Origin of the sequence: Pseudomonas sp. 21615526 (assembly GCF_013386245.1) — a bacterium.
In the GTDB taxonomy this organism is placed as follows: Bacteria; Pseudomonadota; Gammaproteobacteria; order Pseudomonadales; family Pseudomonadaceae; genus Aquipseudomonas.
On the sequence record NZ_JACAOM010000007.1, the window covers coordinates 39989 to 60383 of the forward strand.

Consider the following 20395-nt stretch of genomic DNA (forward strand, 5'->3'; position numbering starts at 1 on the left):
GTGTTTCACCAGGGCGCATGAGATACCAGCTGGCCGCTGAAGAAACCCCAGGTGATCAACCCCAGGGTGATCACGGCCAGCACCACACGCACGGTCAAGGCAGTGACGAGGCGGTTGGAGTTGCCCTCGTCCTTGACCAGGAAGAACAAGCCACTGAACAGGCTCACGACGGTAGCAATCAGCATCAGGGCAATGGCTGCTTTGAGCATGGTGGGCTCCGGGGCTCTTTTTTGGAGGGGGCGAGCAATGAGATTCAGTATAGCCAGCGCAGCACCGACCTCTGCGGCAATGCCATGAAACCCTTTCGCCCCGGTATCGCGCCGACGCTGGTGGTACTCGTGCTGCTGCCGTTACTGGTATTTCTCGGCTTTTGGCAGCTGTCTCGCGGTCACGAAAAACAGGCGCTGCTGGACACTTACGCCGAGCGCCGCGCTGCCGAGCCCATGAGCAGTACGCAACTACAGGCCACCGAAGATCCGGCGTTCCGTCGTGTGCATTTGCGCGGGCAGTTCGATGCCGAGCACAGCGTGTTGCTGGATAACCGCTTTCGCGACGGCAAGGTCGGTGTGGAGCTACTGCAACCTTTCCATGATCAGGCCAGCGGCGAGTGGCTGTTGCTCAATCGTGGCTGGCTGCCCTGGCCGGACCGCCGTGCACCGCCGGTTTTCACCACTCCCGAACAACTGTTGAATCTCGACGCCTGGGTCTATGTGGCGCCTGGCGAGACCTTCCAGTTGCATGCCGATCCGGCGGGCGCACAGTGGCCACGATTGCTGACCGCGCTGCATCCCGAGGCGTTGTGGGCTGAGCTGGGCCGCAGCGGATTCGCCTATGAAGTGCGGGCTGAAGCGGGCCCTGGCACTTTCGAAACCAGCTGGCCCGTGGTCGCCATGGGCCCGGAAAAACACCTGGGCTATGCCGTGCAGTGGTTCGCCATGGCGGTGGCGCTGTTCGGCCTTTACCTCTACCTCGGATGGCACAACACAAAAAAGGAGAAGCGCCATGGGAGCGGCCATGAATCCACTCAACATGTCTGACACGCCGGCAGCGCCCAATCGGCGCAAGGGCCGCTGGCAACTGATCCTGATCCTGCTGATGGTGGTCGGCCCGATGGTGCTCGCCACCTTTATGTACAAATTGCAGTTCTGGGTGCCGGACAGCCGCAGCTACCACGGCGAGATGATCGGCAATGGCCAGACCCGTGCCGACATTGGCGTTCAGGCTGACGAAGACCGCTGGCAACTGCTGGTCACCGCGCCCACCGCCTGCGCCGCCGACTGCCAGCAACTGGTGTACCTCGCACGCCAACTCCAGATCGGCCTGGGCCGTGATGCCTCCCGCGCCAGCCACGCCCTGGCCAGTGCGCAGCCGGTCAGCACCGCGTATGACGCCAAACTCAAGGCCGAATACCCGCAACTGCAACGCTATTCCCTGGACCTGTCGACCTTCAACAAAGACGCCGCCGCCCAAGGCAGCGGCGACGCCCAGCTGTGGATCGTCGACCCCCACGGCAACCTGGTGCTGCGCTACGACGCCCGGGTCAAGGGCAAGGACCTGCTCAACGACCTGCGCCTGCTGCTGAAACTGTCGAACATCGGATAAGGACACCGTCATGGCCAAACCTGGATTTCGCCTCGCGCTGTTTGCCACCCTGCTGGCCCTGATCGTGGTGCTGCTGGGCGCCTATACCCGCCTCACCCACGCGGGTCTCGGTTGCCCGGACTGGCCGGGTTGCTATGGCTTTATCAGCGTGCCGAAAAGCGAAGCCCAGCTGGCCCATGCCGAACTGCATTACCCGGACACGCCGGTCGAGGCGGACAAGGGCTGGAACGAGATGACCCACCGTTACTTCGCCGGCACCCTCGGGCTGTTGATCGTGCTGCTGGCGGCGCGCGCCTGGACCCATCGGCATCATCCGGGCCAGCCGTTGAAACTGCCGTTGTTCCTGTTGGCGGTGGTGTTCGCCCAGGCAGCGTTTGGCATGTGGACGGTGACGCTGAAGCTCTGGCCGCAAGTGGTCACCGGGCATTTATTGGGCGGGTTTGCGACGTTGAGCCTGCTGTTCTTGCTGACGCTGCGATTGTCCGGCGTATTGCCGGCGCTGATCGTGCCCAGGCGTTTGCAGTATTGGGCGACGGCCGGGCTGGTGCTGGTGATCGGCCAGATCGCGCTGGGTGGATGGGTCAGCTCCAACTACGCAGCCGTGGCGTGTATCGACCTGCCGACCTGTCACGGGCAATGGTGGCCGGCGGCGGATTTCGCCAATGGCTTTCACCTGACCCAGCATATCGGCCCCAATTACCTCGGCGGGCAACTGGACAGTGATGCGCGCACGGCGATTCACCTCACCCACCGGATTGGCGCGCTGCTGGTCACTGTCGTGTTGCTGGGCCTGGCCTGGCAGCTCAAGGTGGTCGGCATGACTCGCCTGGCCGGCCTGTTGCTGATCGCCCTGGCGGCGCAACTCTGCCTGGGCCTGAGCAACGTGTACTTCCACCTGCCGCTGCCGGTTGCGGTCGCGCATAACGCCGGCGGCGCGGCGTTGCTGCTGACGCTGGTGCTGGTCAATTACCACGCCCGTACCAGCCTGGTTCGGGTGCGACATCAGTTGCCGTTCGGCTGGCGCTTCAGCCCGCGTAAACACGTGTCGGGCCTCATAACCATTAAAGGAGAGATGCCATGGCGACCTTGATCAGCGAGCGTCACAGCCAGGCGATCTGGCGTGACTATCTGGAGCTGACCAAGCCAAAAGTGGTGGTGCTGATGCTCATCACCTCGCTGGTGGGCATGTTCCTCGCCACCCGCGCCGGGGTACCGTGGCCGGTGCTGATTTTCGGCAACCTGGGGATCGCGCTGTGTGCCGGCGGCGCGGCGGCGGTCAACCATGTGGTGGACCGGCGCATCGATGCGCTGATGGCGCGTACCCATAAGCGCCCGCTGGCGGAAGGGCGCGTATCGCCTGTGGCGGCGCTTGTTTTTGCGATGGTGCTGGCGGTGGCCGGGCTGGCGCTGTTGCTGGCGTTTACCAATCCGCTGGCCGCCTGGCTGACCCTGGCCTCGCTGTTGGGTTATGCGGTGATCTACACCGGCTTTCTCAAGCGTGCGACGCCGCAGAACATCGTTATCGGCGGCCTCGCCGGCGCCGCGCCGCCGTTGCTGGGCTGGGTTGCCGTCACCGGCCACGTCAGCGCCGAGCCTCTGTTGCTGGTGCTGATCATCTTCGCCTGGACCCCGCCGCACTTCTGGGCTCTGGCGATTCACCGCAAGGAGGAATATGCCAAGGCCGACATCCCGATGCTGCCCGTGACCCACGGCGAGCACTACACCAAGGTGCATATCCTGCTCTACACCTTCGCCTTGCTGGCGGTCAGCCTGATGCCCTATGTCATCCACATGAGCGGCATGCTGTACCTGGTGTGCGCACTGGTTCTGGGCGGGCGCTTTCTGCAATGGGCCTGGGTGCTGTACCGTGGCAGTCGGCCGCACGCGGCGATCAACACCTTCAAGTACTCTATCGGGTACCTGTTCATGCTGTTTATCGCCCTGCTCGTAGACCATTACCTATTGTTGAACCTATGACTCGAACTCAAAAAACTGTCTTCATTCTGGTGGCCATTGTCGCGTTGATCATGGGCCTGACCGTCAACAAAGTCCTGAGTGGCAAAGGCCAGGGCGACCCGACGGCCTTGATCGATGCCGGCATCATCCTGCTGCCGCAAAGCCGCCAGTTGCCACCGGTGACCATGACCAACCAGGACGGCCAGCCGGTGGTGGTCAACGAGCTGAAAGGCAAGTGGAGCGTGCTGTTCTTCGGCTACACCTTCTGCCCGGACATCTGTCCGACCACCCTCGCCCAGCTGCGGCAGATCAAGAGCGAGCTGCCCAAGGACGTTGTGGATAAGTTGCAGGTGATTTTGGTCAGCGTTGACCCGAACCGCGATACACCGGCGCAGCTCAAGCAGTACCTGGGCTACTTCGATCCACAGTTCGAGGGCCTGACCGGTGCGAGTGTGGACGATGTGCAGAAGGTTTCGAATGCGGTGAGTATTCCGTTTATTCCGGCAGACACCAGCAAGCCCAACTACACCGTCGACCACAGCGGCAACCTCGCGCTGATCGGGCCGGACGGCACCCAGCGCGGGTTTATCCGGGCGCCGTTGAACAACCAGAAGCTGGTAGCGCAGTTCCCGGGGTTGTTGCAGCGTAAATAAGCCTGCCGACCATTTTCTGAGCGACACAAATCAAATGTGGGAGCGGGCTTGCTCGCGAAGGCGGTGTGTCAGTCAACAGATGTATCGACTGAACCACCGCCTTCGCGAGCAAGCCCGCTCCCACATTGGTTTGGATCGTTCCCACGCTCTGCGTGGGAATGCCGCACTGGACGCTCTGCGTCCGCTTTTTCGATCGGGGTTTCGGCCTTGGATCAGAACGCCGGCAGGATCGCGCCTTTGTACTTCTCAAGAATGAACGCTTTCACTTCCGGGGTGTGCAGGGCTGCTACCAGCTTCTTCACCGCGTCCGAATCCTTGTTGTCTTCGCGGGTCACCAGGATGTTCACGTAAGGCGAGTCGTTGCCTTCAATCACCAGTGCGTCCTTGGACGGGTCCAGCTTGGCTTCCAGGGCGTAGTTGGTGTTGATCAGCGCCAGGTCGACCTGGGTCAGCACGCGCGGCAGGGTGGCGGCTTCCAGTTCGCGGAATTTCAGACCTTTCGGGTTTTCAGTGATGTCCTTGATGGTCGACAGGATGTTGGTCGGGTCCTTCAGGGTGATCAGGTTGTGCTTGGCCAGCAGCAACAGCGCACGGCCGCCGTTGGTGGCGTCGTTCGGGATCACGACGTTGGCGCCGCTTGGCAGGTCTTCCAGCTTCTTGTACTTGCTGGAGTAGGCGCCCAGAGGCTCCAGGTGCACAGCGCCAACGCTCACCAGATGAGTGCCCTTGGCTTTGTTGAACTCATCCAGGTACGGCTGGTGCTGGAAGAAGTTGGCGTCCAGGCGCTTTTCGGCTACCTGTACGTTTGGCTGAACGTAGTCGGTGAAGACTTTGACCTGCAGGTCCACGCCTTCCTTGGCCAGAGCCGGCTTCACGAATTCGAGGATTTCAGCGTGCGGCACCGGGGACGCGGCCACGGTGAGGGTTTCGGCGGCGTGGGCGGAGAACGCGGCAACGGCGGCGAAAGCAACCAGTAGTTTTTTCATTCAACAAGCTCCTTGTTCGGGAATTGGCCGGCTTAACGCCGGCAATAGCCGTTATTTTCGAGAAAAGTGCACCACCAGCTTGTCGCCGACGGTTTGCAGAATTTGTACCAGGATCAGCAGCAGCACCACGGTGACCACCATCACGTCGGTCTGGAAGCGCTGATAACCGAAGCGGATCGCCAAGTCACCCAGGCCACCGGCACCCACTACACCGGCCATGGCCGTGTAGGAAACCAGTGTAATCGCCGTCACCGTAATCGCCGCGAAGATGCCGGGGCGGGCTTCGGGCAGCAACGCGTTGGTAATGATCTGGCGAGTGGTCGCGCCCATGGCCTGGGTCGCTTCGATAATCCCGCGGTCCACTTCACGCAGCGCCGTTTCCACCAGGCGCGCAAAGAACGGCGTGGCACCCACCACCAGCGGTGGAATTGCACCGGCAACACCCAGCGAGGTGCCGGTGATCAGCACCGTGAACGGGATCATTACGATCAACAGGATAATGAACGGCAGCGAACGCAGGATGTTCACCACCAGCGACAACAGCGCATAAACATTCTTTTGTTCGAACAGCTGACGCGGGCTGCACAGGAACAGCAGCACGCCCAACGGCAAACCCAGCAATACGGTGAACAGCAGCGAGCCGAACAGCATGGTCATGGTGTCGCCGGTGGCGAGCAGGATTTCCGACCAGTCGATGTTCGAGAAAAAGCTCAAGAGGATTTCCATTAGCGCAGCACCTCCATATGGACGTCTGCCGCGGTGAAGGCGGCGAAGGCGGCCTCCATGTCACCGCCGGTGACGGCGAGGGTCAGTTGCCCGTAGGGAATGTCTTTGATGCGGTCGATACGACCGGCGAGGATGCTGTAGTCCACACCCGTGTCGCGGGCGACGGTACCCAGCAGCGGCGCGTAGGTCGCTTCGCCCTGGAACGTCAGGCGCACGATGCGCCCCGGTACATGGGCGAAGTCATCACGCTGTTCGCCTTCGTCGACTTGCTCGGATTCCTGCACGAAGCGCTTGGTGGTCGGGTGCTTGGGGTGCAGGAATACGTCGGCGACGGTGCCTTGCTCGACGATCACGCCGGCGTCCATCACGGCCACGTGGTCGCACACGCGGCGGATCACGTCCATTTCATGAGTGATCAGCACGATAGTCAGCTTCAGCTCGCGGTTGATCTCGGCCAGCAGTTGCAGGACCGAGGCCGTGGTCTGCGGGTCGAGGGCGCTGGTGGCTTCGTCGCACAGCAGGATTTTCGGCTTGGTGGCCAGGGCGCGGGCGATGCCGACGCGCTGCTTCTGGCCGCCAGACAACTGCGCCGGGTACTTCTTGGCATGGTCGGACAGGCCGACCCGCGCCAGCAATTCGGCCACGCGCAGGTCGATTTCCTTGCGGGAAAGTTCGCCCGCGAGAGTCAGCGGCAGCGCCACGTTGTCGGCAACGGTCTTGGATGCCAGCAGGTTGAAGTGCTGGAAGATCATCCCGACCTGTTGCCGGAAACGGCGCAGGCCGTTGGCGTCGAGGGCGGTGACTTCTTCGTCATCGACCTTGATCTGGCCGCCGCTGGGTTGCTCCAGGCGGTTGATCAGACGCAGCAAAGTACTTTTTCCCGCACCGGAATGGCCGATCAGACCAAACACCTGGCCATTTTCGACGCGCAGGTTGGTGGGATGCAGTGCTGGGATATCCTTACCGGCGACCCGGTAGGTTTTATGGACGTTATGAAACTCGATCACGTAGCGAACCTTGTGGGGCGCATTAAAAAGGGATCAGCGGTTAGCCGGGCGCGCATTTTAGCCTGTCCGTATAGCGTTTCTTAGCATTTATTTCTCATCCGACCAGCGATTTGGCAATAACGCGATCAAAGGTCATAAAAAAGGAACGGTACAAAACCGTGTCAGTCACTACATAAGCAACTCGAAACTCCCAGGTGCCGTGCCTGGGGTTTTGCTCAAGAAGAGCCGGGGATCGCTCTGGCCTACGCAAACGAGGAGTTTTTGTCTGATGAGTACTAAAAAGCCAGTTACCCCGCCCAAGAGCGAACTTGCGGGCACCGACACTCTGGACCGTGGCAACACCAACGCCAAGCTGCAAAGCCTGGAAACATTCCGCTCCGACGCGACGGGCCAGGCGCTGCGCACCAACCAGGGCGTGAAGGTTTCCGATAACCAGAACAGCTTGAAGGTCGGCTCCCGTGGCCCATCGCTGCTGGAAGACTTCATCATGCGTGAAAAAATCACGCACTTTGACCATGAGCGGATTCCGGAACGCATCGTCCATGCCCGGGGCACCGGTGCCCACGGCTATTTCCAGACCTATGAAAATCATTCGGCGCTGAGCAAGGCCGGGTTCCTGCGTAACCCGGAACATAAAACCCCGGTATTTGCGCGCTTTTCCACGGTTCAGGGCCCACGCGGCTCCGGCGATACCGTGCGTGACGTGCGTGGGTTTGCCGTGAAGTTCTTCACCGACGAAGGTAACTTCGACCTGGTGGGCAACAACATGCCGGTGTTTTTCATTCAGGACGCGATCAAGTTTCCTGACTTCGTGCATGCGGTAAAACCTGAGCCCCACAACGAGATTCCTACCGGCGGCTCAGCCCACGATACGTTCTGGGATTTTGTCTCGCTGCAGCCGGAGTCGGCGCACATGGTGATCTGGGCCATGTCTGACCGGGCCATTCCAAAAAGCCTACGGACCATGCAGGGGTTTGGTGTACACACCTTCCGCCTGGTGAACGCCGAGGGTAAATCCAACTTCGTCAAATTCCACTGGCGGCCTACTGTCGGTACCTGTTCCCTGGTGTGGGACGAGGCGCAGAAGCTGGCGGGCAAAGACACCGACTTCCATCGTCGTGACCTGTGGGAATCCATTGAAAGTGGCGATTACCCGGAGTGGGAATTGGGCGTGCAGATCATCGCCGAAGAGGACGAGCATAAGTTCGACTTCGATATTCTCGACCCGACCAAGCTGATCCCCGAAGAGCTGGTGCCGATCACGCCGTTGGGCAAGATGGTGCTCAACCGCAACCCGGACAACTACTTTGCCGAGACCGAGCAAGTGGCGTTCTGCCCGGGGCATATCGTGCCGGGCATCGACTTTTCCAATGACCCGCTGCTGCAAGGCCGTCTGTTTTCCTACACCGATACGCAGATCAGCCGACTCGGCGGGCCGAACTTTCACGAGTTGCCGATCAACCGTCCGGTAGCGCCGTTCCATAACGGCCAGCGCGATGCCATGCACCGCACCACCATCGACAAGGGCCGCGCGTCCTACGAGCCGAACTCGATTGATGGCGGCTGGCCGAAAGAAACTCCGCCTGCGGCGCAGGACGGTGGTTTTGAGACGTATCCGGAGCGCATTGATGCCCACAAGATCCGTGAGCGCAGCGAGTCGTTCGGTGATCACTTCTCCCAGGCGCGCCTGTTTTTCCGCAGCATGAGCAAGCACGAGCAGGAGCACATCATCGCCGCCTACAGCTTTGAACTGGGCAAGGTGGAGCGTGAGTTTATTCGCGCTCGCCAGGTGAACGAGATCCTCGCCAACATCGACTTGGAACTGGCCAAGCGTGTGGCGCAGAACCTGGGCTTGCCAGCGCCGACTAAAGGTACGGTGCCAGAGCGCAAGACGTCTCCGGAACGCTCGCCAGCGTTGAGCCAGGCCAATTTGCTGTCGGGTGATATCAAGACCCGCAAGGTGGCGATTCTGGCGGCGAACGGTGTTGATGGTGCGGCGATTGATGCCTTGAAGAAGGCGCTTGAGGCTGCAGGTGCGCATGCGAAGGTGCTGGGGCCTACCTCGGCGCCGGTAACGACGGCGGATGGCAAGAGCCTGCCGGTGGATGCTTCCATGGAAGGCTTGCCTTCGGTGGCGTTCGATGCGGTGTTTGTGCCGGGTGGCGCCAAGTCGGTTGAGGCGTTGAGCGCTGATGGTGTGGCGTTGCATTACCTGCTGGAGGCGTACAAGCACCTCAAGGCAATTGCCCTGGCCGGTGAGGCGAAGCAGTTGCTGGATGTGCTGAAGCTTGAGGCGGATGCGGGCTTGATTGTGGGCGGCGACGCGAAGGCGTTTAAGGCGTTCTTTGCGGCGATTGCCCAGCATCGGGTCTGGGATCGGGAGCCGAAGGCTAAAGCTGTTCCGGCTTAAGGTATCGGTCGTTTGTTAGATCGCCTTCGCGAGCAAGCCCGCTCCCACATTTGACCGCATTCCAAAGTTGGAACTCGGTTAAATGTGGGAGCGGGCTTGCTCGCGAATGGCGTTATTCAGTCTTACGCGGAATCAGCACGACCTGCGCCGGAACCTTCTTCAGGATCTGCCGGTGAATCTTCAGGTCATACCCCGAATCGATGCGCTTCACCCGTTTGGTCAGCAACGTGGCCAGCCATGGGTAATCTTCGGTGCGCGGCGCCTGGATGCTGACATCGCACTGGTAATTCACCACATCGGTGGCGATCTCATCCAGTTGATGGCGCAGTGCCTCGATATCGGTGAGGTTCAGCGCAACCGTAGTGCTTGGCGCTGCCGGGTCGATGACCTTGGCCGGCGGCTTGGCTTCGGCGGCTTTCAGGGCGGCCTCGGCTTTGTCCAGCTCGACTTTACGGGCATGGGCGATCGCACTGTTGACGCCACCGGTCAGCGCCGGAGCCTTGGGCATCAATGCCCGTGCGCGGCTCAGGGCCGTCGCGGCAGCGTTGACATCACCCTTTTGCAGGACGATCTGGCTGCGCTGCAAATAGGCTTCGGCCAGTTGGCGCTGATAAGGCTCCAGCGCCGGGTCGTTGGGCGACTGGGCCTGCAAGGCGGCCAGCTCGTCTTCGGCGGTGGCCAGTTCACTGCTGGCGAGGTTTTGCTCCAGCTGTGCGATGGCCGCAGCACGTGCGTCCGGCGCCTGGGGGGCGGCGGGCGGGGTGCTTTGGCAGGCGCCCAGCAGCAAGGAAAATGCGGCAAGGAGCAGATAACGGGCGTTGAACAGCTTCATTCCTGCGACTCTCTAATTGCGCAAAAAGCGAGCAAGTCTACACCCCACGACGGGGCAGGACAAAACTCAGCAGAAACAGGGCGGCCGCCGTGACCACAATCGACGGCCCGGCCGGGGTGTCCTTGAACCAGGACAGCGCCAGGCCACCACACACCGCGAGCATCCCCAGAAGGCTGGCGCCGAGCGCCATTTGCTCCGGCGAGCGGGCGTGACGCTGGGCCGCAGCAGCCGGGATGATCAGCAGCGATGTGATCAACAATACGCCGACAATCTTCATCGCGACAGCGATCACCACGGCGATCAGCAGCATCAGGGTCATGCGCAGCGCCGCCACGGGCAAGCCTTCGACGGTGGCCAGTTCTTCGTGAACGGTGATCGCCAGCAGCGGGCGCCACAGCGTCACCAGCAGCACCAGCACTGCCGCGCTGCCGCCTAGAATCCACGCCAGGTCGGTGGGGCTGATCGCCAGCAGGTCGCCGAACAGGTAGGCCATCAGGTCGATGCGCACTTCATGCATGAAGCTCAGCACCACCAGGCCCAGGGACAAGGTGCTTGGGGCCAGGATGCCCAGCAGGGTATCGGAGGCCAGAGGCTGACGCTGTTGCAGGGTCACCAGCAGCACAGCCAGCAGCAGGCAGCCGACGGTGACGGCAATGGTCGGGCTCACATCCAGCAGAAATCCCATGGCCACGCCCAGCAGCGCAGCGTGGGACAGGGTGTCGCCAAAATAGGCCATGCGCCGCCAGACCACGAACGAGCCCAGTGGGCCCGCCACCAGCGCCAGAGCCAAGCCTGCCAGCAGGGCGTAGAGCAGAAAATCAGCCATGCTTGCAGCTATCTCCATGAACGTGGGTGTGGGATGCGGTGGAGTCATCGACTACGGCGCCATGCAGGTCATGGGCGTGGTCGTGATGGTGGTGGTAGATCGCCAGGCTCTGGGCGTTCTTGCCGAACAGCTCGACGAAAGCCGGGTCACCGCTGACCTGTTCCGGGTGGCCGGAGCAGCACACGTGGCGATTGAGGCACACCACCTGGTCGGTGGTGCTCATCACCAGGTGCAGGTCGTGGGAGACCATCAGCACGCCGCAACCATGGCGGTCCCGCAGGCGGGTGATCAGGCTGTACAGCTCGGCCTGGCCGGCGACGTCGACGCCCTGCACGGGTTCATCCAGTACCAGCAATTCCGGCTCGCGCAGCAGGGCGCGGGCCAGCAGCACTCGCTGCATTTCGCCGCCGGAGATGCTTTGCACCGGGCTGTCGATCACCTGTTCGGCGCCCACTTCCTTGAGGGCGGACTGTGCGCGGGCACGGTCGACACCGGGCACCAGGCGCAGGAAGCGCAGCACCGAGAGGGGCAAGGTCGGGTCCACATGCAGCTTCTGCGGCATGTAGCCGACCCGCAGCCTCGGCTTGCGCCACACGCTGCCGCTGTCGGGCTTGAGCAGGCCGAGTACGGCGCGCACCAGGGTGGTCTTGCCGGCACCGTTGGGGCCGATCAGCGTGACGATCTGACCTGGCTCGACGCTCAGGTCGATGTTGTCCAGCACGTTTTGCCCGGCGAACGTGACCCCGACCTGCTCCAGGCGGATTAACGCAGTGCTCATCAAGCCCCCTGGCAGCCCGAGCACACACCGACGACTTCGACGGTTTGCCCTTCGACCTTGAAGCCGACGTCGCCGGCGCTCTTGATGATGCTGTCGCTGATGCTTTTTTGCTCAAGTTCGATGGCGGCGTGGCACTCGCGGCAAATCAGGAACTGGCCCTGGTGCGCGTGTTCCGGGTGGTTGCAGCCGACAAAGGCGTTGAGCGATGAGATGCGGTGCACCAGGCCGTTGTCCAGCAGGAAGTCCAGCGCGCGGTACACCGTGGGCGGCGCGGCGCGGCGGCCGTCCTGCTCGCTGAGCACGCCGAGGATGTCGTAGGCACCCAGCGGCTTGTGGCTTTGCCACACCAGCTCCAGCACCCGGCGACGCAGGGCGGTCAGGCGCAGCCCTTGGCGCGCGCACAGTGCGTCGGCCTCTGACAGTGCGCTGTGCACGCAGTGAGAGTGGTCATGGGGACGGCTGGCAAGCGGTGTTTTAGGCATGAGCGGCGACAGATATTTGTGAGAGACGTTATTATGTTACCTGTTCCTGCCTCCTTGAGTGGTCATCGTGTCCAGACTTTTTCCCGTTTTTGTCGTATTTGTCACCAGTTTGCTGCTTGCCGGTGCCGCTCAGGCGGAGGTTCGGGTGCTGACCAGTATCAAACCGTTACAACTGATTGCTGCTGCTGTGCAGGATGGCGTGGCGATTCCCGAGGTATTGCTGCCGCCGGGCGCTTCGCCGCATAACTATGCGTTGCGCCCTTCCGACGTACGGCGCGTGCAGTCGGTGGACCTGCTGTATTGGATCGGCCCGGACATGGAAAGCTTTCTGCCGCGTGTCTTGAAAGGCCGCAGCTTGCCGACGGTTGCGGTGCAGGACCTTCCGGGAATGAAACTGCGTCGGTTCGCCGAAGATAGCCACTCCCATGCTGAAGATGCCGACGAACATGATCATGACCATCGCCCAGGCAGCCTGGATGCGCATTTGTGGCTGTCGACGGTCAACGCCCGGGTGATTGCGAACCGCATGGCGGCGGATCTCAGCGCTGCCGACCCGGCGAACGCCGAGCGTTACCAGAGCAACGTGAAGGCCTTTGATGGCCGTATGGATGCACTGGACGCGCGCTTGAAGGCACGTATGGCGGACGTCGCCGGCAAGCCGTACTTCGTGTTCCATGAAGCCTTCGATTACTTCGAAGATGCCTACGGCCTCAAGCACACCGGGGTGTTCAGTGTGGCCGCAGAAGTGCAGCCGGGCGCCCAGCATGTGGCAGCGATGCGTACGCGTTTGCAGGAAGTGGGCAAGACTTGTGTGTTCAGCGAGCCGCCGTTGCGCCCGCGCCTTGCGGAAACGCTGGTGGCGGGTTTGCCGGTGAAGCTGGCGGAGCTGGATGCGTTGGGCGGCTACACGCCGGCCTCCGCCCAGGGGTATGAGCAGGTGCTGGAGAAGCTGGGGAATGACCTGGCTGGGTGCCTGGAGTCGCTCTGACAGACGCCGCATAACCACTGTGGGAGCGGGCTTGCTCGCGAATGCGGTGGATCAGCCAGCGCATCTGGTGACTGAAACTCCGCATTCGCGAGCAAGCCCGCTCCCACATTTTGATCGCGTACGATCTTTACAGCGCGAACGGCAGCGGGGTCTTGACCTGCTGGCGTTGCGCCAAGCGCACCTGAAACTCGCGCGGGTCGTGAATCAGCACGTCCTGCCCGGCGAACGATTCCGCCGCAATCAGGCGTGACAGCCAGAACCGCACACAGGCCACACGCAGCATGGTCGGCCACAGCTCCGCTTCCTTGGCGGTAAACGGTCGCAAGCCCGCATAAGCCCCCAGCAACGCCCGCGCCCGTTGGCCGTCGATCACGCCGTCGGCGTCCGAGCACCAGTCGTTCAGGGCGATCGCCACGTCGTACAGCATCGGCCCCGAGCAGGCGTTGTAGAAGTCGATCAGCCCGGTCAGGTGCGTGCCTTCGAACATCGCGTTGTCGCGAAACAGGTCGGCGTGGATGTTTGCCCGGGGCAGCGCGAGGATCTGCGCCTTGTGCGCCTCGATCTCATCCAGCGCCGCTTGCAACAGGCCGCGTTGTTCCGCGTCGAGGTGCGAAATCAGTTGCGCGCCTTCGCTGAGCATCCAGTCCAGCCCGCGATCGGTCTTGCGTTCCAACACCTTCTCGCCTTGGGTGGCCAGGTGCAGGTGCCCGAGCAATTCGCCCACTTGCACGCAATGCTGGGCGTTGGCGTCCTTGATGTGCTTGCCCGCCAGGCGCGGTTGCAGCAGCGCCGGTTTGCCCGCCAACTCGCGCAAGGCCACGCCGTCGGTGGTACGCAGGGCGTAAGGCACTGGCAAATCAGCGTCGTGGAGCACGTCCAGCAGTTCGATGAAGAACGGCATTTCCTGCACGGGGCCGCGCTCGACCAGGGTCAGGACAAATTCGCCCTGTTCCAGGCTGATGAAGAAATTGGTGTTTTCACTACCAGCGGCAATCCCCTGGAAATCAAGCAGGCGGCCGAGCCCGTAAGGGGCAAGAAAGGTTTCCAGCTCGGGCCGAGCCAGGGGGGTGAACACAGACATGGTTAAAACTGCCGTTACGGGCGCTGCGGGGAGCAGCGCCGATTAAAGTTAAGAAATCATTTCCATTCGAAGATCTTCCATGACGGGATCAGCATATCCGGCTGGTCAGAGCGGATGAAGTTCGCATCGGTTCCGTCCGCGCGCACCAGGAAGTAAGGCGGAAAGCCTTTCTGGGTCACCTTGATTGCGTACAGGAAACCATTCTGGCGGTATTCCTGAATGGTCTTGTCGCCTTCCGTGCGAATGGTGACTTCCGGGTCGCCCGAAGGGGCAGTATCTGCCGCCATGGCCACCATCGGAGTGAGTGCAATCAAGCCGGTCAACAACAAGCGATTTACTGTACGCATGATAACCTTGTCCCTTTGTCGTCATTGGTCCGGCTATTCTAGCGCCTGACCCGCCGAAAAGGTTGATCCTGCTCATGAGCCAAGCCCCCCTCGTCCTGGTGGACGGTTCTTCTTACCTGTACCGCGCCTTTCACGCGCTGCCGCCGCTCACCACTTCCAAAGGCCTGCCTACCGGCGCGGTCAAGGGCGTGTTGAACATGCTCAAAAGCCTGCGCAAGCAATACCCGAACAGTCCGTTCGCGGTGGTGTTCGACGCCAAGGGCGGGACATTTCGCGATGAGCTGTACGCCGAATACAAGGCCAACCGCGCGAGCATGCCCGATGACATGCGCGTGCAGATCGAGCCGCTGCACCAGAGCGTGATCGCCCTGGGCTTCCCGCTGCTGTGCGTCGAAGGCGTCGAAGCGGACGACGTGATCGGCACCCTGGCCCGCAGCAGCGCGGCCGCCGACCGTCCGGTGGTGATTTCCACCGGCGACAAGGACATGGCGCAGCTGGTCGACGGGCACATTACCTTGGTCAACACCATGACCGGTAGCGCCATGGACGTTGAGGGCGTGAAGGAGAAATTCGGTGTCGCTCCCGAGCAGATCATCGATTACCTGGCGTTGATGGGCGATTCGTCCGACAACATCCCGGGCGTTCCGGGCATTGGTCCGAAGACGGCTTCCGGCCTGTTGGTAGGCGTCAACGGCGGCTTGAAGGAGCTCTACGAGCAGCTCGATATCGTGCCGACCTTGCCGATTCGTGGTGCCAAGACCCTGGTCGCCAAACTGGAAGAGCATAAGGCGAGTGCGTTCCTGTCCTACGAGCTGGCAACGATCAAGATCGACGTGCCGCTGGACGTGGGCCTGGATGATTTGCACCTGATCGAGCCGGATCGCGAGAAGCTGCTGGAGTTGTACACGCTGCTGGAGTTCAAGAGCTGGATTGACGAGATTCAGCGCGATGCCAAGCGCGTCGAGTTGAGCGCTGCTCCTTCGGCCGCGGTCGCCGAGGAAGCGGTTGAGGTGGTCGCGCCGGTTTCTGTGGAGCCGGTGTACGAAACCATCCTCACCCAGGCCCAGTTTGATGCCTGGCTGAAGAAGCTCAACGACGCCAAGCTGTTCGCCTTTGATACCGAAACCACCGGGATCGACGCCCAGAAAGCGCAACTCGTGGGTGTGTCGTTTGCCGTGCAGGCCCATGAAGCAGCCTACATTCCGCTGACCCACTCCTACATCGGCGCGCCGGAACAGCTGGATCGGGACACCGTGCTGCTGGCCCTGAAGCCGTTGCTCGAAGACCCGGAAAAACTCAAGGTCGGCCAGCACGCCAAGTTCGACATGAACATCCTGGCCAACTGCGCCATCGGTGGTGACCCGGCACACGGCATCACCGTGCGCGGCATTGCCTTCGACACCATGCTTGAATCCTATGTGCTGAACTCCGTGGCGACGCGCCACGACATGGACAGCCTGGCGAAGAAGTACCTGGACCACGACACCGTCAGCTTCCAGGACATCGCCGGCAAAGGCGCCAAGCAGCTGGCCTTTGACCAGATTGCCCTGGAGCAAGCCGGCCCTTACGCGGCGGAAGACGCGGATGTGACCCTGCGTTTGCACCAGGAACTGCACAAGCAGCTTGCCGCTATTCCTACCCTGGCCAGCGTATTGTCCGACATCGAGATGCCGCTGGTGCCCGTGCTGGCGCGCATTGAGCGTCAGGGCGCCCTGGTGGATGCCGCTTTGCTGGGCATCCAGAGCATCGAGCTGGGCAACAAGATGGTCGACCTCGAGCGCCAGGCGTATGAGATCGCCGGCGAGGAATTCAACCTGGGCTCGCCCAAGCAGTTGGGTGCGATTCTCTACGAGAAACTCGGGCTGCCGGTGTTGAAGAAGACCGGCAAAGGCCAGGCCTCGACGGCCGAGGAAGTCTTGGCCAAATTGGCTGAAGATGACTATCCACTGCCGAAAGTGCTGATGCAGTACCGCAGCATGAGCAAGTTGAAAAGCACCTACACCGACCGTTTGCCGGAGCAGATCAACCCGCGCACCGGTCGCGTGCACACCTCCTATCACCAGGCCGTAGCAGCAACCGGGCGCCTGTCCTCCAGCGATCCAAACCTGCAGAACATTCCGGTGCGTACCGCTGAAGGCCGGCGTATCCGCCAGGCATTTGTCGCGCCCAAGGGCTACAAGCTGCTGGCGGCGGACTACTCGCAGATCGAGCTGCGCATCATGGCGCATTTGTCGAAGGACGAAGGCTTGCTGAATGCGTTCCGCGACGACCTGGACGTGCACACCGCCACGGCGGCCGAGGTGTTCAAGGTTGAGTTGGCTGAGGTCACGTCCAATCAGCGTCGCAGTGCCAAGGCGATCAACTTTGGCCTGATCTACGGCATGGGCGCCCAGAAGCTGGGTAAGGACATCGGCGTCGACACCAAGACTGCCAAGGCTTACATCGATGTGTACTTCGCCCGTTACCCGGGGGTGCGCGAGTACATGGAGCGCACCCGTGCCCAGGCGGCTGATCAGGGTTATGTGGAAACCCTGTTCGGGCGCCGCCTGTACCTGCCGGAGATCAATTCCAACAAGCCTCAGGAGCGTGCTGGCGCCGAGCGTACGGCAATCAACGCGCCGATGCAGGGCACTGCGGCCGATATCATCAAGAAGGCCATGGTCAAGGTCGACAACTGGCTGACGGACTCGGGCCTGGACGCCAAGGTCATCCTTCAGGTGCACGATGAATTGGTGCTGGAGGTGCGTGAGGACCTGGTGGCTGAAGTCAGCGCAAGGATTCGTGAACACATGAGCGAGGCGGCAAAGCTGGATGTGCCGCTGGTGGTAGACGTCGGCGTGGGCGACAACTGGGACGAAGCGCACTAAACCTGGGGCCTGGGCCGCGGCATCATGCCGCGGCAGCGCTTTAGATCGGAAAACGCGGCGGGTTATTTCCAATAGTTTTTTGAACGTGCCGGAACTTAACCCGTGAATTGCTACTCAGAGTTACTGAATGGGTGGTGAAGCCCTTCAATGCTCCTATGTTGTGTTAAGTGTTGGCAGATATCTGGACCCCGCCCTAGCGGTCCGGAACTTGGACCCCGAACTTCCCCTCCCCATACGAAGTCCGGGGTTTTTTTTGCCCCGAGTTTTTACTCGGCGGCTTCCGAACCCTTGTCAGCCAGTTCCATCCAACCTGCCAATACAGTGTAGGCATCTTCCAGGCCCATGCGTTTTGGCGCCGAGAACAACTGGATAGTCACCGCATCACCCCAACCCTTACGGATTTCTGCCTGCACTTTGAGCAGGGTGTTTTTCGCTGCGCCGTAGGTCAATTTGTCGGCCTTGGTCAGCAGGACGTGCATCGGCATGCCGCTGGCGACGGCCCAATCGAGCATCAACAGGTCGAAGTCGGTCATTGGATGACGGATGTCCATCATCAGAATCAAACCCTTCAAACTCTCCCGGCCACCCAGATACGCTTCGAGGTGACGCTGCCAGTGCAGCTTCAGCGGGATAGGTACTTTTGCATAACCGTAGCCCGGCAGGTCGACCAGACGCCGATCATCGTCTAGCTTGAAGAAGTTGAGGAGCTGTGTGCGCCCCGGGGTTTTCGAGGTGCGGGCCAGGCTGGCGTGGGTCAGGGTGTTCAGCGCGCTGGACTTGCCGGCGTTGGAGCGGCCGGCGAATGCGACTTCGAAGCCTTCGTCATCGGGGCATTGGTCGACTTTGGCGGCGCTGAGCATGAAGGTGGACTGTTGGCACAGGCCGAGGATGGGATTCTTGAGTTGCATGAGTTTTCCGATGTGGGCGGTGCCGGGAATAGGTGCGGCAAGCGGTGTCGTTTCCGTTTCAGTAGCGCCAGTATATAATGCCGCAGATTTTGTGTGTGCTTTGTCCCAGCGAAGGATGAAGTTCACGGGAGCGATAGACCTTTATTGCGCATTAGAACGCAAAACGCTCTCAAACCCTGAAAAGGTCGATGTATGACCAAGTGGCTGCTGGCCTTCGGTTTCTTGATGCCACTTTACAGTGCGCAGGCTACACAGGAACCGGAGGCTGTGTACAACCGCTTTTGCGGGGCCTGCCATGCCGGACAGCTGCCCAACGCCCCTGGACGGGGTGACCAGGCAGCCTGGAAGCCAAGATTGGCTCAAGGTATGGACACGCTGGTGCAACACGTGACCCAGGGTTTCAAGGCGATGCCGCCGCGTGGTTTGTGCATGGACTGCAGTACCGAGGATTACCATGCCGTCATTCAGTTGATGGTGAGTGAACCCGGTCCATAACTCTTTAACCCTTAGCCGTAGTTGGATTAGCTGATGAACAAACTGATCGTGAGTCTGCTGTTGACCCTGGGCATCACCGGTGTTGCCCATGCCGCAGGCGACGCCACTGCTGGCCAGGCGAAAGCCGCCGTATGTGGTGCTTGCCATGGACCGGACGGTAATAGCCCGGCGCCTAACTTTCCAAAACTGGCCGGCCAGGGTGAGCGTTACCTGACCAAGCAGATGCACGACATCAAGGATGGCAAGCGTACGGTCCTGGAAATGACCGGCTTGTTGACCAACCTCAGCGATCAGGACCTGGCGGATATCGCGGCGTATTTTGCCAGCCAGAAAGGCAGTGTGGGAGCTGCTGATCCGAAACTGGTGGCCCGCGGTGAAGAATTGTTCCGCGGCGGCAACCTGGAAAAAGGCATGCCTTCCTGCCTCGGCTGCCACTCGCCTAACGGCGCAGGTCTTGCTGCTGCGGGCTTCCCGCACTTGAGCGGCCAGCATGCCCAGTACATCGGCAAACAGCTGACAGACTTCCGCGAAGGCAATCGCACCAACGACGGCGATACCAAGATCATGCAGAGCATCGCCGCGAAACTCAGCAACAAGGACATCGAAGCCGTGTCCCAATACATCCAGGGCCTGCACTAAGTGCCCCGGCTACGTTAACGCTCGATTAATCCGTCGATGCAAGCATAAAAAGGGTGGCCCAGGCTGCCCTTTTTTGTGGCCGGTGCCGTTACACTAACGAACTCATGCCCGCGTAGACCTGTCACAACAAAGGTCGCGTGAGGCGACTTTATTTGTCCAGGAGTAAAGCATGCGTAATCTGATCCTCAGCGCCGCTCTCGTCACTGCCAGCCTTTTCGGCATCACCGCACAAGCTGCCGATAATGTGCCGCTTGAAGCCGGTAAAACCTACGTTGAGCTGGCCAATCCTGTGCCGGTTTCCGTACCGGGCAAGATCGAAGTGGTGGAGCTGTTCTGGTATGGCTGCCCGCATTGCTACGCTTTTGAGCCAGTCATCAATCCGTGGGTCGATAAGCTGCCTCAGGACGTGAACTTCAAACGTATTCCTGCCCTGTTCGGCGGCCCATGGGACGCCCACGGCCAGCTGTTCATTACCCTGGACACCATGGGTGTAGAACACAAGGTTCACGCGGCTGTCTTCAATGCCATCCAGAAAGAAGGCAAGCGCCTTGTGAAGCCTGAAGACATGGCCGATTTCGTCGCCACCCAAGGCGTCGACAAAACCAAGTTCCTGGAGACATTCAACTCGTTCGCTGTGAAGGGCAAGATGGCCCAATACAAGGAACTGGCCCAGAAATACGGCGTGCAAGGCGTACCGACGCTGATCGTCAACGGCAAATACCGCTTTGACATCGGCAGTGCCGGCGGCGAAGAGCAGGCGCTGAACGTGGCCGACCAATTGATCGCCAAAGAGCGCGCAGCCAAGTAAGGGG

22 protein-coding genes are annotated in these 20395 nt (G+C 61.1%); 11 read left to right on the forward strand and 11 right to left on the reverse strand.

Going from position 1 to position 20395, the window contains the following annotated elements; all coding sequences use genetic code 11:
• Nucleotides 1-5: 5 nt before the first annotated feature.
• Entirely contained in the window at nt 6-209 is a 204-nt protein-coding gene (locus tag HX786_RS02980; protein ID WP_010168612.1) for a twin transmembrane helix small protein, read from the reverse strand.
• An 84-nt stretch (nt 210-293) separates the two neighbouring features.
• Here HX786_RS02980 and HX786_RS02985 point away from each other — a divergent pair, with 84 nt between their 5' ends.
• The 5 genes from HX786_RS02985 to HX786_RS03005 are packed head-to-tail and all read left to right on the forward strand — an operon-like array spanning nt 294 to nt 4211.
• Nucleotides 294-1037: an SURF1 family protein gene (locus tag HX786_RS02985; RefSeq protein WP_087694606.1), complete on the forward strand. Its 744-nt coding sequence runs from the start codon at nt 294-296 to the stop codon at nt 1035-1037.
• Nucleotides 1003-1602: a hypothetical protein gene (locus HX786_RS02990; protein ID WP_023659276.1), complete on the forward strand. Its 600-nt coding sequence runs from the start codon at nt 1003-1005 to the stop codon at nt 1600-1602. Before HX786_RS02985 ends, HX786_RS02990 begins: the two co-directional genes overlap by 35 nt.
• Nucleotides 1603-1612: 10 nt before the next feature.
• Nucleotides 1613-2692 carry a heme A synthase gene (locus HX786_RS02995; RefSeq protein WP_087694554.1) on the forward strand — a complete coding sequence of 360 codons (1080 nt, stop codon included), beginning with the start codon at nt 1613-1615 and terminating at the stop codon, nt 2690-2692.
• On the forward strand, nt 2680-3579 hold the full coding sequence (cyoE, locus tag HX786_RS03000; RefSeq protein WP_003214839.1) for a heme o synthase: 900 nt from the start codon (nt 2680-2682) through the stop codon (nt 3577-3579). The genes HX786_RS02995 and cyoE overlap by 13 nt, the downstream gene beginning before the upstream one ends.
• The gene (locus tag HX786_RS03005; RefSeq protein ID WP_008439627.1) at nt 3576-4211 is read left to right on the forward strand and encodes an SCO family protein; all 636 of its coding nucleotides are present in this window, start codon (nt 3576-3578) and stop codon (nt 4209-4211) included. The genes cyoE and HX786_RS03005 overlap by 4 nt, the downstream gene beginning before the upstream one ends.
• Nucleotides 4212-4423: 212 nt before the next feature.
• Here the strand turns inward: HX786_RS03005 and HX786_RS03010 are convergent, their stop codons facing one another.
• From HX786_RS03010 to HX786_RS03020, 3 genes are read right to left on the reverse strand one after another with little or no spacing between them, the layout of a single operon-like run.
• Entirely contained in the window at nt 4424-5197 is a 774-nt protein-coding gene (locus HX786_RS03010; RefSeq protein ID WP_003214835.1) for a MetQ/NlpA family ABC transporter substrate-binding protein, read from the reverse strand.
• Nucleotides 5198-5248: 51 nt separating this feature from the next.
• A complete protein-coding gene (locus HX786_RS03015; protein ID WP_003214831.1) occupies nt 5249-5923 on the reverse strand; it encodes a methionine ABC transporter permease in 675 nt (224 codons plus the stop codon).
• Nucleotides 5923-6930, reverse strand: coding sequence for a methionine ABC transporter ATP-binding protein (locus HX786_RS03020; RefSeq protein ID WP_003214829.1), 1008 nt, complete (start codon nt 6928-6930; stop codon nt 5923-5925). Before HX786_RS03020 ends, HX786_RS03015 begins: the two co-directional genes overlap by 1 nt.
• Nucleotides 6931-7198: 268 nt before the next feature.
• Here HX786_RS03020 and katE point away from each other — a divergent pair, with 268 nt between their 5' ends.
• Nucleotides 7199-9340 (forward strand): catalase HPII, encoded by a 2142-nt coding sequence (katE, locus tag HX786_RS03025; RefSeq protein ID WP_178911703.1) that lies wholly within the window; start codon nt 7199-7201, stop codon nt 9338-9340.
• Nucleotides 9341-9452: 112 nt separating this feature from the next.
• Here the strand turns inward: katE and HX786_RS03030 are convergent, their stop codons facing one another.
• The 4 genes from HX786_RS03030 to HX786_RS03045 are packed head-to-tail and all read right to left on the reverse strand — an operon-like array spanning nt 9453 to nt 12258.
• Nucleotides 9453-10172 carry a PA5502 family lipoprotein gene (locus tag HX786_RS03030; protein WP_003214825.1) on the reverse strand — a complete coding sequence of 240 codons (720 nt, stop codon included), beginning with the start codon at nt 10170-10172 and terminating at the stop codon, nt 9453-9455.
• 37 nt (nt 10173-10209) lie between these two features.
• Nucleotides 10210-10998 (reverse strand): zinc ABC transporter permease subunit ZnuB, encoded by a 789-nt coding sequence (gene znuB, locus HX786_RS03035; RefSeq protein WP_003214823.1) that lies wholly within the window; start codon nt 10996-10998, stop codon nt 10210-10212.
• Nucleotides 10991-11776, reverse strand: a complete 786-nt coding sequence (znuC, locus tag HX786_RS03040; RefSeq protein ID WP_177009003.1) for a zinc ABC transporter ATP-binding protein ZnuC — start codon at nt 11774-11776, stop codon at nt 10991-10993. Before znuC ends, znuB begins: the two co-directional genes overlap by 8 nt.
• Nucleotides 11776-12258 (reverse strand): Fur family transcriptional regulator, encoded by a 483-nt coding sequence (locus HX786_RS03045; protein ID WP_003214819.1) that lies wholly within the window; start codon nt 12256-12258, stop codon nt 11776-11778. Before HX786_RS03045 ends, znuC begins: the two co-directional genes overlap by 1 nt.
• Nucleotides 12259-12316: 58 nt before the next feature.
• Here HX786_RS03045 and HX786_RS03050 point away from each other — a divergent pair, with 58 nt between their 5' ends.
• Complete coding sequence (locus HX786_RS03050) at nt 12317-13246, forward strand: zinc ABC transporter substrate-binding protein (RefSeq protein WP_008439631.1); 930 nt, start codon at nt 12317-12319, stop codon at nt 13244-13246.
• Nucleotides 13247-13373: 127 nt separating this feature from the next.
• On the opposite strand, the gene HX786_RS03055 is transcribed toward HX786_RS03050, so the two are convergent.
• Both HX786_RS03055 and HX786_RS03060 read right to left on the reverse strand, forming a co-directional pair.
• The gene (locus HX786_RS03055) at nt 13374-14327 is read right to left on the reverse strand and encodes a homoserine kinase (protein WP_102367835.1); all 954 of its coding nucleotides are present in this window, start codon (nt 14325-14327) and stop codon (nt 13374-13376) included.
• Between the two features lie 56 nt (nt 14328-14383).
• A complete protein-coding gene (locus HX786_RS03060; protein WP_003214814.1) occupies nt 14384-14674 on the reverse strand; it encodes a DUF2782 domain-containing protein in 291 nt (96 codons plus the stop codon).
• A 74-nt stretch (nt 14675-14748) separates the two neighbouring features.
• Between HX786_RS03060 and polA the strand changes: the two genes are divergently transcribed.
• Nucleotides 14749-17541 (forward strand): DNA polymerase I, encoded by a 2793-nt coding sequence (gene polA, locus HX786_RS03065; protein WP_178911704.1) that lies wholly within the window; start codon nt 14749-14751, stop codon nt 17539-17541.
• A gap of 266 nt (nt 17542-17807) precedes the next feature.
• Here polA and yihA read toward each other — a convergent pair whose 3' ends face one another.
• Complete coding sequence (yihA, locus tag HX786_RS03070; protein WP_003214811.1) at nt 17808-18449, reverse strand: ribosome biogenesis GTP-binding protein YihA/YsxC; 642 nt, start codon at nt 18447-18449, stop codon at nt 17808-17810.
• Nucleotides 18450-18641: 192 nt separating this feature from the next.
• On the opposite strand from yihA, the gene HX786_RS03075 reads away from it, so the two are divergent.
• The 3 genes from HX786_RS03075 (at nt 18642) to HX786_RS03085 (ending at nt 20391) form a co-directional block, all read left to right on the forward strand.
• Complete coding sequence (locus tag HX786_RS03075; RefSeq protein WP_003214809.1) at nt 18642-18944, forward strand: cytochrome c5 family protein; 303 nt, start codon at nt 18642-18644, stop codon at nt 18942-18944.
• A gap of 33 nt (nt 18945-18977) precedes the next feature.
• Complete coding sequence (locus HX786_RS03080; protein ID WP_003214807.1) at nt 18978-19583, forward strand: cytochrome c4; 606 nt, start codon at nt 18978-18980, stop codon at nt 19581-19583.
• Between the two features lie 169 nt (nt 19584-19752).
• Entirely contained in the window at nt 19753-20391 is a 639-nt protein-coding gene (locus tag HX786_RS03085; RefSeq protein ID WP_178911705.1) for a thiol:disulfide interchange protein DsbA/DsbL, read from the forward strand.
• The last annotated feature ends 4 nt before the right edge of the window (nt 20392-20395 follow it).